Annotated in this window: 16 protein-coding genes; 10 read left to right on the forward strand and 6 right to left on the reverse strand. The window is 40.7% G+C overall.

What is annotated here, in order from left to right; all coding sequences use genetic code 11:
• Position 1 precedes the first annotated feature (1 nt).
• The 6 genes from hisB to DCO56_RS22985 form a co-directional block, all read right to left on the reverse strand.
• Positions 2-1,141, reverse strand: a complete 1,140-nt coding sequence (hisB, locus tag DCO56_RS22960; RefSeq protein ID WP_108636056.1) for a bifunctional histidinol-phosphatase/imidazoleglycerol-phosphate dehydratase HisB — start codon at positions 1,139-1,141, stop codon at positions 2-4.
• A 4-nt stretch (positions 1,142-1,145) separates the two neighbouring features.
• Positions 1,146-2,204 carry a histidinol-phosphate transaminase gene (gene hisC, locus DCO56_RS22965; protein ID WP_108636057.1) on the reverse strand — a complete coding sequence of 353 codons (1,059 nt, stop codon included), beginning with the start codon at positions 2,202-2,204 and terminating at the stop codon, positions 1,146-1,148.
• A gap of 109 nt (positions 2,205-2,313) precedes the next feature.
• Positions 2,314-3,225 carry a ribonuclease Z gene (locus DCO56_RS22970; RefSeq protein ID WP_108636058.1) on the reverse strand — a complete coding sequence of 304 codons (912 nt, stop codon included), beginning with the start codon at positions 3,223-3,225 and terminating at the stop codon, positions 2,314-2,316.
• Position 3,226: 1 nt separating this feature from the next.
• Complete coding sequence (locus tag DCO56_RS22975) at positions 3,227-3,607, reverse strand: STAS domain-containing protein (protein WP_104385068.1); 381 nt, start codon at positions 3,605-3,607, stop codon at positions 3,227-3,229.
• 33 nt (positions 3,608-3,640) lie between these two features.
• Complete coding sequence (locus tag DCO56_RS22980) at positions 3,641-4,591, reverse strand: phosphoribosylaminoimidazolesuccinocarboxamide synthase (RefSeq protein ID WP_108636059.1); 951 nt, start codon at positions 4,589-4,591, stop codon at positions 3,641-3,643.
• Positions 4,592-4,811: 220 nt separating this feature from the next.
• The gene (locus tag DCO56_RS22985; protein ID WP_108636060.1) at positions 4,812-5,777 is read right to left on the reverse strand and encodes a PhoH family protein; all 966 of its coding nucleotides are present in this window, start codon (positions 5,775-5,777) and stop codon (positions 4,812-4,814) included.
• Between the two features lie 423 nt (positions 5,778-6,200).
• Between DCO56_RS22985 and DCO56_RS22990 the strand changes: the two genes are divergently transcribed.
• The 10 genes from DCO56_RS22990 (at position 6,201) to lptC (ending at position 15,164) form a co-directional block, all read left to right on the forward strand.
• Complete coding sequence (locus tag DCO56_RS22990) at positions 6,201-6,989, forward strand: SAM hydrolase/SAM-dependent halogenase family protein (RefSeq protein WP_108636061.1); 789 nt, start codon at positions 6,201-6,203, stop codon at positions 6,987-6,989.
• Between the two features lie 136 nt (positions 6,990-7,125).
• On the forward strand, positions 7,126-7,677 hold the full coding sequence (locus DCO56_RS22995; RefSeq protein WP_146191121.1) for a hypothetical protein: 552 nt from the start codon (positions 7,126-7,128) through the stop codon (positions 7,675-7,677).
• 165 nt (positions 7,678-7,842) lie between these two features.
• A complete protein-coding gene (locus DCO56_RS23000; RefSeq protein ID WP_108636063.1) occupies positions 7,843-9,678 on the forward strand; it encodes an ABC transporter ATP-binding protein in 1,836 nt (611 codons plus the stop codon).
• A gap of 103 nt (positions 9,679-9,781) precedes the next feature.
• On the forward strand, positions 9,782-10,180 hold the full coding sequence (locus tag DCO56_RS23005) for a hypothetical protein (protein WP_104385074.1): 399 nt from the start codon (positions 9,782-9,784) through the stop codon (positions 10,178-10,180).
• A 77-nt stretch (positions 10,181-10,257) separates the two neighbouring features.
• Positions 10,258-10,917 carry a heme exporter protein CcmB gene (locus DCO56_RS23010; protein WP_108636064.1) on the forward strand — a complete coding sequence of 220 codons (660 nt, stop codon included), beginning with the start codon at positions 10,258-10,260 and terminating at the stop codon, positions 10,915-10,917.
• Between the two features lie 35 nt (positions 10,918-10,952).
• Entirely contained in the window at positions 10,953-11,621 is a 669-nt protein-coding gene (gene ccsA, locus DCO56_RS23015) for a cytochrome c biogenesis protein (protein ID WP_108636065.1), read from the forward strand.
• A 199-nt stretch (positions 11,622-11,820) separates the two neighbouring features.
• Positions 11,821-12,030, forward strand: coding sequence for a CcmD family protein (locus tag DCO56_RS23020; protein WP_108636066.1), 210 nt, complete (start codon positions 11,821-11,823; stop codon positions 12,028-12,030).
• Between the two features lie 20 nt (positions 12,031-12,050).
• On the forward strand, positions 12,051-13,034 hold the full coding sequence (locus DCO56_RS23025) for a DUF6427 family protein (protein ID WP_108636067.1): 984 nt from the start codon (positions 12,051-12,053) through the stop codon (positions 13,032-13,034).
• 176 nt (positions 13,035-13,210) lie between these two features.
• The gene (gene bamG, locus DCO56_RS23030; RefSeq protein ID WP_108636068.1) at positions 13,211-14,536 is read left to right on the forward strand and encodes a BamG family beta-barrel-assembly machinery protein; all 1,326 of its coding nucleotides are present in this window, start codon (positions 13,211-13,213) and stop codon (positions 14,534-14,536) included.
• Between the two features lie 4 nt (positions 14,537-14,540).
• The gene (gene lptC / locus DCO56_RS23035) at positions 14,541-15,164 is read left to right on the forward strand and encodes an LPS export ABC transporter periplasmic protein LptC (RefSeq protein ID WP_108636117.1); all 624 of its coding nucleotides are present in this window, start codon (positions 14,541-14,543) and stop codon (positions 15,162-15,164) included.
• Positions 15,165-15,326: the final 162 nt, after the last annotated feature.

The following is a 15,326-nucleotide window of genomic DNA, read 5'->3' on the forward strand; positions in this document are numbered from 1 at the left end:
CTTACAACACTCCTTTTGTACTTGGCAGTTGCATGTGATCTGCATCACGGCGAACAGCTTTCTTAATAGATTTGGCAAAAGCTTTAAAAATTGCTTCAATCTTATGGTGCTCATTATCCCCTTCGGCCTTGATATTTAGATTCGACCTAGAGGCATCAGAAAATGATTTAAAGAAATGAAAGAACATCTCTGTCGGCATGTCACCTATTTTCTCACGTTTAAATTCAGCATCCCATACGATCCAGTTGCGTCCGCCAAAATCCAGTGCAACCTGTGCCAGGCAATCATCCATTGGTAAGGTGTACGAGTAACGCTCAATACCACGCTTGTCTCCCAATACTTTCAAAAATACCTCACCCAAAGCTATCCCTGTATCTTCAATCGTATGATGCTCGTCTATATGAAGATCACCTTTCGCTTTGATCGTTAAGTCCAATGCACCATGTCGGGCTATTTGATCCAGCATATGGTCAAAAAAAGGCAATCCTGTTTCGATTTCCGATTTACCGGAGCCATCCAAGTTTAGTTGAATAAAAATATCCGTTTCATTTGTCTTACGATGATGTTCGGCAGTACGCGTGCCCAGTTTAAGAAATTCGTATATCGTCTTCCAGTCTGTGGTTTCCAACGCCACCACTTTCGGGTCAATGTCAACGTTCTCCAACGCCCCCAATTGATCATTGGCACGAAGCCATATTGCTTTGGCACCAAGATTTTGCGCGAGCTTTACATCATTGACTCGGTCACCGATAACGAACGATTCACTTAAATTATATTTTGACGGATCGAAATATTCACCGAGCATACCAATACCCGGTTTACGAGTGTCAGCATTTTCATGCGGAAAAGTCTTATCTATATGTTCTTTGGCAAATACTACACCCTCTGCTGCAAACGTATCTAGCACAAAATGATGGACGGGCCAGAAGTTTTCTTCCGGATGGGAAGATGTTCCCAGGCCATCTTGGTTTGAAACCAAGATCAATTCAAAATCCAGTTCCTTCGCGATACGTGGCAGGTACTGCAAGGCACCGGGATAGAATTTTAATTTTGCAAAAGAATCGATCTGCTCATCTTCTGGTTCCAAAATTAATGTTCCGTCGCGGTCTATAAACAGTACACGTTTTAAGTTATCAGGCATAGTATTATTTATTGATTTGATTAAGTTTTTCTAATAATGTTTGGTTCTCTGCAGGCGTCCCGACTGTAATGCGCAAACAGCCCTCACAAAGTTCGACTTTAGACCGATCCCTGACAATGATCCCATATTGAACTAGATAGTCATAAACTTCTCTCGGCTGTTCCATCTTGACCAAGATAAAATTGGCATCAGAAGGAGTGATATATTGCACATAATCCAGTTCGAGGAGCTCGCGTACCAGTCGTTCACGTTCAGCTACCGTCTCTTTGATCCAGTCATTGACCTGATCCACATTATTCAGGGCCTCCAACACAATATCCTGTGTTGCCTGATTAATGTTATAGGGTGGTTTAATTTTATTATAAACTCCTATAATTTCTTTACTTGCAAATGCCATGCCCAACCGCAATGCTGCAAGCCCCCAGGCTTTGGACAAAGTCTGCAATACCACCAAGTTAGGGTATTCAGCCAATTCCTGTGTAAATGATTTTACGGCAGAAAAATTGATATAAGCTTCATCGACGACAACAAGCCCCTGAAAATTATTCAATATCGTTTCGATGTCCTGACGACGGATAGAATTTCCGGTCGGATTATTCGGTGAGCAGATAAAAATCAACTTGGTATGTGCATCTACAGCATTCGCTATTCCATCCAGATCCAACTGATAGTCTGCTGTAAGGTTTACTTTTTTGAAAGCGACATCATTGATATTCGCCGACACCTCATACATACCATAGGTCGGTGGAACGAGGATAACATTATCCACACCGGGTGTACAAAATGCGCGGTACAAGATATCAATCGCTTCATCGCTCCCATTGCCTAAAAAAATATTTTCAGCGGGAACACCTTTTATTGTTGAAAGTTTTGCTTTGACTTGATGTTGGAGTGGGTCTGGGTATCGGTTGTAATCATGGTTGAGTGGGGATCCAAAAGGATTTTCATTGGCATCAATCCATATGGATGCCTCCCCTTTAAATTCATCTCTTGCGGACGAATACGGTACGAGCTTCTTGATATTTTCCCGTAATAGGTTGTTTAAGTTGAATGGATTATCCATTATAAAAAAATTAGAGCCGTAAACTTAGATAAATTGTTTATCAAATGCAATATAATAAGCAATTTAAAAGCATTTGGTCGTAGAAATGTGGTATAAAATTCACAAAAAACTAAACTAAAAACCACTTCCCTTCGATCGAAAGTTCGGTATTGGGAAATACTGTTCGGGCTTCTTCCAACAAGGGTGCTAAATCCCGGTACCGTGCAGAGTAATGACCGAGCAATAATTTCTTTGCATGGGTTTCTTTGGCTATCTCTCCAGCTTCCAATGCCGTTGTGTGGAAAGTTTCTTTTGCCCGGTCGACCATATCATGTAAAAATGTAGATTCATGGTACATGAGATCGGCATGCTGAACATAGGGAAGGTAATTTACTGTGCGTACCGTATCTGAACAATATACATAACTTCTGGATTTGGGTGCAGGCAGGCTCAATTGATCCGCTGGGTAAACATCCCCTTTTTCGTCCACATAATCCATCCCTTTCTTGATAGCGGGATAGTATACTGTGGGAATATTCAACGCTTGAACCACATCACCGAGCAAGGTCCTAGCCCGTGGTCCCTCATCAAAACGAAAACCCGTGCAGGCAATACGATGTGTTAAAGGAAATGCGCTCACTTTCATAGTCCGGTTTTCAAAAATAATACCGGGCCCGTCGGGTGAAATCGGATGAAAAATAAGATTATAGCGCAAGACTGTCTCCGAATGCAGAAATTGGACATCCAAAATCTCTTTTAAGGCAGCTGGTCCGTATAAATGAAGATCACTTTTGCGGCCAACGAGATGCATCGAAGAGAGCAACCCCACTAAACCTAAATAGTGATCTCCATGTAAGTGACTAATAAAAATATGTCCTATACGATTGCTTTTAATTCCATAACGGCTGAGCTGCATTTGCGTCCCCTCCCCGCAGTCTATTAAAAACAATTGTTCATTAAAGTTCAGCACTTGGCTAGTCGGATGGCGATCAAACATCGGTGTCGCGGAACTATTTCCTAATATCAGAACTTCAAACTTCATATTAATCTTCAATTGTCCCCCGGTATTCAGATTCCAGTTCGTGCGCGAAGATCAAATCTTCTGCGACCTTCAGTGATGGAGCGATCTTTATCGATTTATCCAGGTGCGACACCCGAACCATATCCATTAATTTGGGACAAAGATTGACCAAAATAAATACGCCACCAACAGACTGACATAGGCGGTGCGCCAATATGCCCAAACGGATCCCAACTTCATCCGTCTTTTGGACATGAATCATATCCAGAACAATGTTGCGCTGGCCAATTGTATTGCGCAACAAAAACTCACCCTTGAGTTTCGCTGCATTATCCGCATCTATCACTTCGACATGAGGCTCTATGACAATATAGCGATCGTGTTTATCAATAGTATACTTCATAAGTCTATTTCCTTAGTTTGAGGATACAATGTACTAATAATTTAGCTTTTTTAAGGCTTTTGTCACATTTCTTTCCACACGTTCCAGTACATTTTCCTGATCAGGGTAAACAAATTTTTCGCCCACGATGTGCTCATATAGCTCAATATAACGTTCGGAAATTGAAGCAATGATCTCATCTGTCATCTCTGGGACCACCTGTCCATCTTTACCCTGAAATCCATTATCGATCAACCACTTACGAACAAACTCTTTTGACAATTGCTTTTGTGCTTCCCCTTTGTCCTGACGTTCTTGATATCCGTCAGCATAGAAATAACGGGAAGAATCCGGCGTATGAATCTCGTCGATAAGGACTATTTTGCCGTCTTTTTTACCAAATTCATATTTGGTATCCACTAGGATCAGCCCTCTTTGTGCTGCAATTTCAGTTCCGCGTTGAAACAATGCTTTGGTATATTTCTCCAGTTGCACGTAATCTTCTTCACTTACAATACTTTTTTTCAAAATATCCACCCGGGAAATATCCTCATCGTGACCTACTGCAGCTTTGGTCGTCGGTGTGATAATCGGTTCAGGTAATTTGTCATTCTCCTTCAATCCCTCAGGAAGAGACTCCCCACAAACTTCCCGTTTACCGGCAGCATATTCACGCCAGGCATGTCCTGATAGGTAACCTCGGATAACCATTTCAACTTTAAACGGTTCGCACATTTGACCTATGGTCACACTAGGATCCGGTACAGATACGACCCAATTCGGGATAATATCGGCTGTCGCTTTCAAAAATTTAGCCGCAATTTGATTTAACACCTGTCCTTTGTACGGAATAGGACGAGGAAGTACCACATCAAATGCGGAAATACGGTCAGAAGCCACCATTGCCAAGTAGGTATCTGCAATCGTATACACGTCACGTACTTTTCCTCTGTAAAAAGCAGTCTGGTTTTCGAAATTGAAATTTGTTTCTTTTATAGCGTTCATGTTCAAAGTAAAATTCAAATAAATAATTATTGATCAGTCTTTGTTTTCATTTCCGTGGCTGAAAACAAAGACTCGATTATGCATCCATGGCCTTTTCTAATGGTCCAAATGAACCAGTTTATCGTGCCTTTTAAAGACGATATGAATATCCAGATCCTCTTGGTCCGTACTGGGCTTCCGATCGGGGATATTACAATTGATCTATTTTTGCAACGAACGATTAAATGTCGCCGTATGCTTCCAAAATGCGTCGCACCAATTTATGACGAACCACATCGCCACCACTAAGGTGGATAATATCAATACCTTCAATATTTTCCAGCAAACGGATCGATGTCGAAAGGCCCGATTGATTCTTTTTAGGGAGATCGACCTGTGTCATATCACCTGTAACAATGAATTTTGCGGTCGGCCCCATACGGGTCAAAAACATCTTTAACTGCATATCCGTTGCATTTTGGGCTTCATCCAAAATGACAAAACAATTATCCAGTGTGCGTCCCCGCATAAATGCCAGAGGCGCAACCTCGATGGTACGGTTTTCTAAATATCCTTTTAATTTTTCGGCCGGAATCATATCGTCCAATGCATCGTACAGAGGTCTTAAGTAGGGATCTACCTTTTCTTTCAGATCTCCGGGTAAAAAACCGAGGTTTTCTCCAGCTTCCACCGCTGGTCTTGTCAGGATAATACGTTTGATTTCTTTATTGCGAAGTGCCCGGACAGCAAGTGCAACAGCCGTATAGGTCTTTCCTGTTCCTGCCGGACCAATGGCAAATAAGATATCATTTTTCGAAATACTATCGACCATCCGTCGCTGATTGGCTGTCCGTGCGCGGACAATCAAACCATTGGGTCCATAAACTATGGGCTCAGAACCAAAGACAGCTTGCTTGGCAGCAATTTCCTTTTCCTGTTGGGCAGCAGAACCTGCACTTGCCCCAAGGAGATTTTCAAAATCCAACAACGTAATGTTGTTAAATTTCTCAAGGTGAGCCATGACTTCCTTAAACGATTGCTCAAACAGCTCCAACTCCTTCGCATCACCTAACACTTTCATTTCACTTCCACGAGCCACAATCCGCAGTTTTGGGAATTGCTTCTTTAAATAATCAAAGTGCTCATTGTCTGCTCCCCATAATACGGGCAAATTCAGACCATCTAATGCAATTAGTAATTCGTTCAAATTTTATCCTATTTTAGAATTAATTAGATTGTAGCTACCACGCAATAGCTCTTATGCGTAATACTATTCAAAATTAACGTATTCTAATGAGAAAATAGACCATACCAAAGAGATTTTTGCAAAAAGAAAACCAAATTATTTTTTTCGTATTTTATACTTGAGTTTTGCTTTTAAAAGTGGATCTTCAGGGTGCGGAAACCAATTCTTTATTATTTAAATCGAAGCTATGTTTGTGTGTATCAACCGGAAAAAGATATATTCAAAATAAGTTCTTCAATTAGCTTTACAAATCAGCTGATAAATAGTAATTTTGCTCTCTATTTAAATAGATTTTTTAGCATCAGAACAAGTAAGCAACAGAAGATCTATTTCTATTCATTCAAAAAGGGAATTCGACAGCAATTCGGTCTACTTTAGATTATAATGGCAGTAATTACGTTAACGACAGATCTAGGACATAAGGATTTTTATCAAGCTGCGCTAAAAGGGAGCCTTTTAACGCAGTTGTCTGATGTTAATATTGTCGATATCACCCACGAGATCCCAGCATTCAACATTCCGCGCGCAGCCTTTGTACTTGGTAACGCCTATCATTATTTTCCCAAAGGGACCGTACATATCATCGGTATCAACACCTTATTTCATGAAGAATCCAAATACATCGGCATGAAATACAAGGACCATTATTTTGTCGGCGCGGACAATGGTATTTTCAGTTTGCTGTTAAATGGAAATGAGCCCCAGGAATTGTATGAACTCAATCTGATGCAGGACCTGCGATACCTCCATTTCCCACTCGCTGACATTCTTTCAAAATCAGCCTGTCATATTGCAAAAGGGGGAAAACTGAAAGATGTGGGCACGCCGATGCATCAACTGATAGAAAAAGTTACATTACAGCCGATCTTTGATAAGGATATGATACGGGGCAATGTCATCTACGTTGACGCCTTTGGCAATGCCATTACCAATATTTCAAAAGACCTGTTCAATAAAGTCCAAAAAGGGCGAAATTTTGTCTTGTATTTCAAGCGCAACGAAACGATCACCAACCTTTCCTGGCATTACAATGAGGTCGGCGAAGGCGAAAAATTATGTCTCTTTGGAATCAGTAATTATCTGGAAATTGCGATCAACAAGGGCAACGCGAGCCAGCTTTTGGGACTTCACGATGACGACTCCAATGTCATCCGTATCGAATTTAAAGATTAATTTCATAAATTCATTCTTAGAAATTATTTGCCCACATGTGTCAAGCCCCAAAACAGGGATAGTGCTTGTAGCAGTTCTGCTGCCAAGGCAAAGCAATTTCAGCAAACTTAATATGGGATTGATTGGTTCATTGTTTATGAAGTCTTTAAAATACACGCTACTGCCCTTTCTTTTATTATTTAACCTCGCGTATTTGATGGCGCAGGAAAATGCAGATTCTAGTGCTTTTGAAGTACAGCGCAAACGTGTCAATAGCCTGCTTGAGGCAAGACAACAGAAGTTCGGCGCTTATGATACGAGCCTCACTCAGAAAACAGGACTTTTTGGACTGTTTAAATCCAAGGGTGATATGCAAAAAAGCATCGATATCCTCAAAGATGTCGTGATCACAGATAACAACATCTTTTTGGAAACCCAACAGCTGCTCAAAATCAAAGATTTCGAAAAGGACAAATTCCGGCAGATGGCCACAGAATATGATAAGCAGATCTCAGCCTATATGGGCACAATTAATAAACTTCAGCTTGAAAATGAAAGACTCAGGACACAATTGGACAAATCAGCCGGAAACGGACTGTCCGGCAATGTATGGCTTTACCTGGCCTTGCTCGTCATCCTAGTGCTAGCAGTCTTATTGTATCGTAGCCGTACACAAAAATCAGTCCCCATCCCTAAAAATACGGACTAGTGCTTTTGGGCGTATAGCGATGACATGCACCACGAGAATTGGCTAAATGATAATTATTGTTGATTAAAAGCAGTCAAAAGCCAAAAAATTGACCAAAGTATGATAGCAAAATATTTTTAATCTCTTTACATTTGTCCTCGCAACAAAACATTGAAGTAGCGGATTATGGCAAGAGGTTTCAATAGTGGTAATAAACAAGAAGAAGATCTACCAAAACCAAAGTTAAATAAGGAGCTCCTGTTACGGGCTTCGAAAATAATGACCTATTTAAGGCCTTATCGGGTTAAGTTTGGAATCGGCATGTTATTTTTGGTATTATCCAGTCTTTCCATGCTAGCTTTCCCTGCACTTTTGGGTGCGATGATTGATGCCGCCCAAGGCAAGCAAAAATACACCTGGCTACCCCCTGAAGTGTATTACATTGGTGGAATAGCCTTTATCATTCTATCGTTTACGTCCGTCGTTTCTTTTTTCCGAATCCGTATCTTCGTCGAGATCGCTGAACGCGCTTTGTCCAAAATTCGTAAAGATACCTACCATAAGCTTATCTCCTTGCCGATTGAATTTTTCGCCAATCGCCGTGTTGGAGAATTAAATAGCAGACTTTCCGCTGATCTATCCCAGATCCAGGACACCTTAACCACTACATTGGCTGAAATTTTAAGACAATTGATCAGTCTTTGTTTTGGAGTATTTCTGCTCGTCTGGGTATCGCCCAAATTGGCCTTGATGAATCTCTGCATATTACCCGTCATCGTGGTTGCCGCAATTGTCTTCGGAAAATTTATTCGTGAATTATCCAGACAGGCGCAGGATAAGATGGCGGAATCAAATAGCATAGTTCAAGAAACTTTATTGGGCATTAGCAATGTAAAAGCTTTTGTGAACGAATACTTTGAATTCAACCGTTACAGTAATCAGATGGATTCTGTTGTCAAATTAGCGGTCAAGGGAGCAACATTCCGAGGAGCCTTTGCTTCATTTATCATATTCTGTATTTTCGGTGCTGTTATCGCCGTTATTTGGTATGGAGCCGCATTGGTTTCTATCCATGAGATGTCTGTCGGTGATCTAACAACATATATCCTTTATTCGATGTTTGTTGCCGGATCGATGGGTAGTTTCCCTGAATTATACGCAAACATACAGCGCTCACTTGGCGCCAGCGAAAGGATCCTGGAAATTCTTGATGAACCACAGGAGGATATCAAAGTTGAACCGAGTTGCAAGGAGATCAGTAAAAAGATGAGTGGAAATCTCCGTTTTAATCATGTGGCATTCGCCTACCCTAGCCGTCCGGATATTGAAATTCTCAAAGACATTAATTTTACCGCCAATGCTGGCGATAAAATCGCCATCGTCGGCCCTAGCGGCACCGGTAAATCAACCATTGCCTCTTTAATACTACAGTTCTATACCAGCAATAAGGGAGAAGTACTTTATGATGGCAAGCCTGCGTCGGACTTTGAGCTGTGCGATATACGCAACCAGGTAGCCATAGTACCGCAGGACGTACTGCTCTTCGGCGGAACAATCCGCGAGAATATTGCCTATGGTAAATTAGACGCCACGGAAAATGAAATAACAGAAGCTGCCAAACGCGCCAACGCCCATCAATTTATATTAAATTTCCCTGAAGAGTATGATACCGTGGTCGGAGAACGTGGTGTAAAACTCTCGGGAGGACAGCGTCAACGCATCGCTATTGCCCGGGCTTTACTCAAAGACCCAGCGATTCTGATTCTGGATGAAGCAACGTCTTCATTGGATTCCGAATCAGAACGTCAGGTACAAGATGCGCTGGAAGAATTAATGCGTGGCCGTACATCCATCATCATTGCCCACCGTTTATCGACGATAGTCGATGCAGACAAAATTATCGTGGTCGAAAATGGCATCGTCTCAGAAAGCGGAACACATTTCGAATTATTACAGAAAGAAACCGGGCTGTACCGCCACCTCTATACCCTACAATCCAAACAGCAGAAAGTAGATATGTAAAATTTTGTTAATTATTGATTCTTTTTAAACAAATTGTTCCAGTGATTGTTCATTTGGTATCATACTTGATTATCATTTGAATACACAATAAAATAGAAGAATTATGAAAAATAGCAAAAATGGATTAGTGGCATTTGCTTTGGTAGGATTGGCTGCGGGAGCTGCTGCATGGTATCTTTTAGGAACAGATGACGGGAAAAAGCAATTAGATCGTGCAAATGATGGCATCAAAAGCTTAACTAAGTCATTGAAAGATCTTTCGAAAAAAGAAGCTAGAAAAGCCCAAAAGTTAGCCAATAGAGCTTCGGCTGAGCTGGACAACTTAAAATCAAAAGCACAGGCTGCTTTCAGTAAAGCGACGGACGATGCAGATGCATTGAAAAACAAGGCAAAAGAAGCAGGCAGAGAAGCTTTGGACCACGCCAACAATGCAGCACAAAATTTAGCAAGTAAAATCGACAACACAACCGATGCTGCTAAATCAAAAATTTCTAATGCATAAGTAAAAAAAACGTTTTTTTAAGAATTGGTGGTTTGGCCGCCTTCGGTGGTTAAAATACATTTGTATCTTTGCGGAATATGACTTTACTGCAACAGGTAAAAACCTTAATTCTTAAAGACATCATTCTGGAATGGCGATCAAAATACGCCATCAACGGAATCCTACTATATGTCGTATCTACTGTATTTGTTTGTTACCAAGCATTCAAGTCAGTAGATACCACAGTTTGGAATGCTTTGTTCTGGATTATCATGTTATTTGCATCCATCAATGCCATCAACAAGAGCTTCGTTCAGGAAAATCCCAACCGACAACTCTATTATTATTCCGTAGTTGACCCACGGGCAATTATTCTCGCCAAAGTCATTTACAACATGTTATTGATGACCATCCTGGCTACCATTGCTTATTTCGTTTATTCGATCATATTTCAAAATCCTCTCGGGGATCCCACGCTATATTTCATTTCGGTCATTTTGGGCAGCATCAGTTTTGCCAGTGTATTTACTATGATTTCGGGCATCAGTTCAAAAGCCGGAAATAACAGCACGCTAATGGCCATTTTAAGTTTTCCGGCAATCATACCGCTGTTGATCGTACTGATCAAACTCTCCCGCAATGCAATAGAAGGTTTGGAAAGAGCAGCAAGCATGAGAGAAATAATCGTATTACTCGCAATTAATGTAATCACGATCACTATTTCTTTATTGTTATTTCCGTACCTTTGGCGAGATTAAATTTTAGGATTGAAACACATTAAATTCAATTTACCATGAGAAAAAAATGGTGGAAAATATTAGCTGTTCTGATTATCTGCGCAGTCATTATCAATGGTCTTTTAGGCCCTGTCCCCCGCCTATTTATCCTTCACGAAAGTATCCGTAATGTCTATTTCCATGTTCCGATGTGGTCTGCGATGATTGTGATGTACCTGATTTCTGTTATTTATAGTGTCAAATACCTTAATACAGGTAAACAAGAATACGATTTAATGGCCATAGAAGCCGTAAATACAGGTATTACCTTTTGTTTTTTTGGCCTGGCAACGGGAATGCTGTGGGCCAACATCACCTGGGGAGAGCCTTGGCCAAATGATCCCAAGTTAAATGGTTCGGCAATCGCGACATTAATGTACCTGGCCTATCTCGTACTCCGCAATGCACTCGAAGAAGAGCAGAAACGGGCGAAAATATCTGCTGTCTATAATATCTTTGCATTTCCGATCATTATTGTATTGCTTTATATTCTTCCAAAAATGACAGATTCTCTTCATCCCGGAAGCGGTGGCAACGCTACCTTTGGCCAGCTACAAATGAGCAACGAGCTCCGCCCGACATTCTATGCTGCAATGATCGGATGGCCAATTATTGCTTTTTGGATCTGTTCGATGCGTTACAGGGTGCGTCTATTGGAAAGAAAAGAGCAGGAAATCGATTCATAAAATAATAGAAACAGGCTATAACTGCCTTAAAATAGGCATTAGGACAATAAGTCCTAAGCTCATGAAATAAAATGGAAAAATAAGCATAAGCCCTTTGATTATAGCGGATCAAATGGCGATAACACTGATCAAAAATAAATTCTGATGAAACCGGAGATTTACCCGATTACTCATCAGTCATTAAAAGACAAATAATAGGATGAAAAAAATAACATTGTCAATTGCATTATTAATCTTATCAACTGTAAGCACCTTCGCTCAGGATGACGTTGATATGGCAACAGGATTACGTAGTGAGGGCAAAATCTATGTGGTTGTGCTCGTGATGCTGGTCATTTTTTTAGGTTTGGCCTTCTTTCTTTTCTTGCTCGATCGCCGCATTACGAAATTGGAGAAAAAGAATAAATAGTCAGCTATCAATCGCATACCATGATTATAAGTCAGTTCAGAAATTATACACCAATAAATATCCTATTTTTATCCTTTGTGGGTTTTGTATTATGCCTCGGCATATTCCTGCACCTTCCGGATAAACTGGATTCTGTTATTTTTGAACCGGCGCTTGGCAATCTATTGGGGGAAAACAATTTAATCAATCTATCTCCGGCAACCAATGTCTTTATCACGCTCATTCTGACCATTTTTCAGGCAACCATACTTAACCGGATCACAAGCCACTTCAACCTGCTCGGAAAACCTAGTTTTCTGGTTGCTTTGATGTACATGACATTGGCCAGTTTATTTTTACCTTTTCTGGTGCTGTCGCCTACGCTCATCTGTAACTTTATCTCAATATGGATGCTGAGTAAATTGCTTTCTTTGTATCGTCAGACCGATGTGAAAGCAGAAATGTTTGACTTGGGTATGATTGTCGGCATAGGAAGTCTGATTTATTTTCCTTTTTTGAGCATGTTCTTCTTGCTGTGGATAAGTCTGCTTATATTCAGACCATTCAATTGGCGCGAATGGATCACACCGCTTTTGGGATTGGTCACTGTTTATTTTATACTCGCCGTCATCTATCTATGGGTAGGTAAAATGGAATTATTTTACACCATATGGTTACCATTCACGTATAAGTTCCCAACTGCCATACGGATTCAATTGTTTGATTACCTCGTATTGGTCCCGATACTTTTTACACTGATCCTTTTCCTGTTGATCCTCAAGGATAATTTTTTCAAAAGCATCGTGCACATCCGGAAATCTTTCCAACTGTTGTTTTTCATGTTATGTCTGGCCGTGGCATCTTTCTATTGGAACAAGAAACTAACAGAAGCCCATTTTTTACTCTGTGCCCCCCCTATCGCTATTTATATGGCCTATTACTTCACCTATGCCAAAAAGAAATGGTTTTTTGAAGTTGTTTACGCCATTATTGTATTAACGATAATCTACTTCCAATTTTTCTAAACAACTGTACAACAGGTGTTTAACCTTTTTTAACAAAATCGGCTTAACAAGCTCACAAAAATTGAATAGTTTTGTATGCGAATAAAAGCAAAGAACATTTAATTACAGGAGTCAAAAAACTCAAAGATTTCACAAAAACTAAATAAACATTAGTTTCTCAATTTTATAGGTTGACCATGCAGAAACGCTTTATAAGCTCTCTAAGAAATAAATCACTCCAACTGTTGTTAGCAGGTGGAATTTTAGCTAGTTCTACTACCGCATTTGCCCAAAAAACAACATCAGCTTCGCCATATTCTCAATTGGGAATAGGTCAGATCCGTGAAGATTTATTGCCTCAGTACAGAGCTATGGGGGGAATTAATACAGGTATCCGTACATTTGACGGGGTATATAATACCAACCCAAGCAACCCTGCCTCTTACTCTGCAGCACGAGTGAGTATCTTCGATGCAGGTCTATATGGAAACTATACACAACTCAAATCCACTACCAGAGCGGACAATACCGCTGATTTTGCTTTTAGCCACATCACGATGACTTTTCCAATGAAGAAGTTCGGCGGTATCAGTATGGGTATATTGCCATTCTCAGATGTGGGTTATCGCACAAGTTCGCAGGAGGGTATTAATTCCGAAATCTATAACAAGGTATTTACCGGTGAAGGCGGTCTGACAAAAGCTTACGCCGGATGGGGTGTACGTGTTTACAAAGGGTTGAGCATCGGTGCGAATATGTCATACTTATTCGGTACCTTAAATGACTATAGCCGTGTTGAATTTCCGGTCACCTCTGGAGCTTTAAACCCGCAACGCCAGAATAAGCGTGAAATCCAAGGTATTATCTTTGATTACGGTTTACAATATGAACAACCTCTAGGTAAAGAGCATGTATTGAGCTTCGGCTATTCAGGATCACTGAACAACGATATCAAGGAACGCACAACAATTATCGACACAAGGACCGCTCCATCATCTGATCCGGACAATCAAAATATTCCGATAGATACGACTAATATGTCTGACCGAATCAGCAGGCATCTGACCCTTCCGTTAAAACACAATGTGGGGGTTACACTTGCTCGAAATGGCAAATGGCTAGTTGGAGCAGATTTCAAATATGCAGACTGGTCAAGATTTCAGGTCAGAAATGGTGAAAATAGACTCCGTAAAAATTATGGTGTAGCTCTTGGTGGACAATTGACTCCGGACAAATCGTCTCTTAACTATTTAAAACAGGTAGACTACCGTCTTGGATTCAGATACAACAAAACACAGTATTTTCAGGCCGGCGAAAACATCAATGATATGGCTGTGACTGTAGGTGTGGGATTACCATTAGCTAGAACGCTATATTTAGGTGCATTTTCAAAAGTCAATTTATCGGCAGAATTCGGACAGATGGGAAAAGCAGCCAATGGTCTCTTACGGGAACGTTATATCAACTTCAATATTGGCTTTACGCTCAATGACCGTTGGTTTAGAAGAAACCCAATTGACTAAAATCATGGTACGCAAAGTATCCGCAAGATCCATATTTCAAAATATATCGCCCCTGGTAATTCTATTTTTGCTAGGGGCGCTCTTATTGACTTCCTGTGAGCCGGACCTAAAGGAAGTTGACCGGATCGCTAATCTAAAAAAAGAGGAAGCCGTGGATATCTCACGTCATGTGGATATCATCTATAGTGATTCAACCCGGGTCAAAGCCAACCTCACGGCCCCCGAAATGCGAATCAAACATGATAGCACTGAAATCTATGAGTTTCCAAAGAGCATAAAAATCATATTTTATGATGAAAACCTCAAGGAAACCCAACGTATTACTTCTGACCATGCCGTCCGGAGAGAAAAAGAAAAAACAACAATCTTTACCAAAAATGTGGTTGTGACCATGGCTGATGGATCTATTCTGAAAACGGAGGAAATCGTCTATGACGAAGGTGCAAAAGACCCCAATAGGACTTTTTACAATAATCTACCAGTCACAGCATTCTTTAAGGACCAACGTGGTAACCTGTCAGGATCATCATTTACGTCTGACAAGGATTTACTGCATGCCAACATACAGAACGCCACTGGTGTCGTCATTATTAAAGACAACAGTTTATTCCCATCAATAGGTAGATAAACCGCCCCTGCTATTTATTTGTTTCAGGTATTGTTGCACCGCTACTTTTCCCCATCGCTTATATGAGGCCGGAAAACAACGTTCCGAATGGGAGTTAAGCCCCATGAGCAATAAATGGCTGTGACAAGCAAATCACGCTGCTACAGATGGCTTACAGCAGAT

It is taken from the genome of Sphingobacterium athyrii (genome assembly GCF_003071065.1).
GTDB lineage: Bacteria > Bacteroidota > Bacteroidia > Sphingobacteriales > Sphingobacteriaceae > Sphingobacterium > Sphingobacterium athyrii.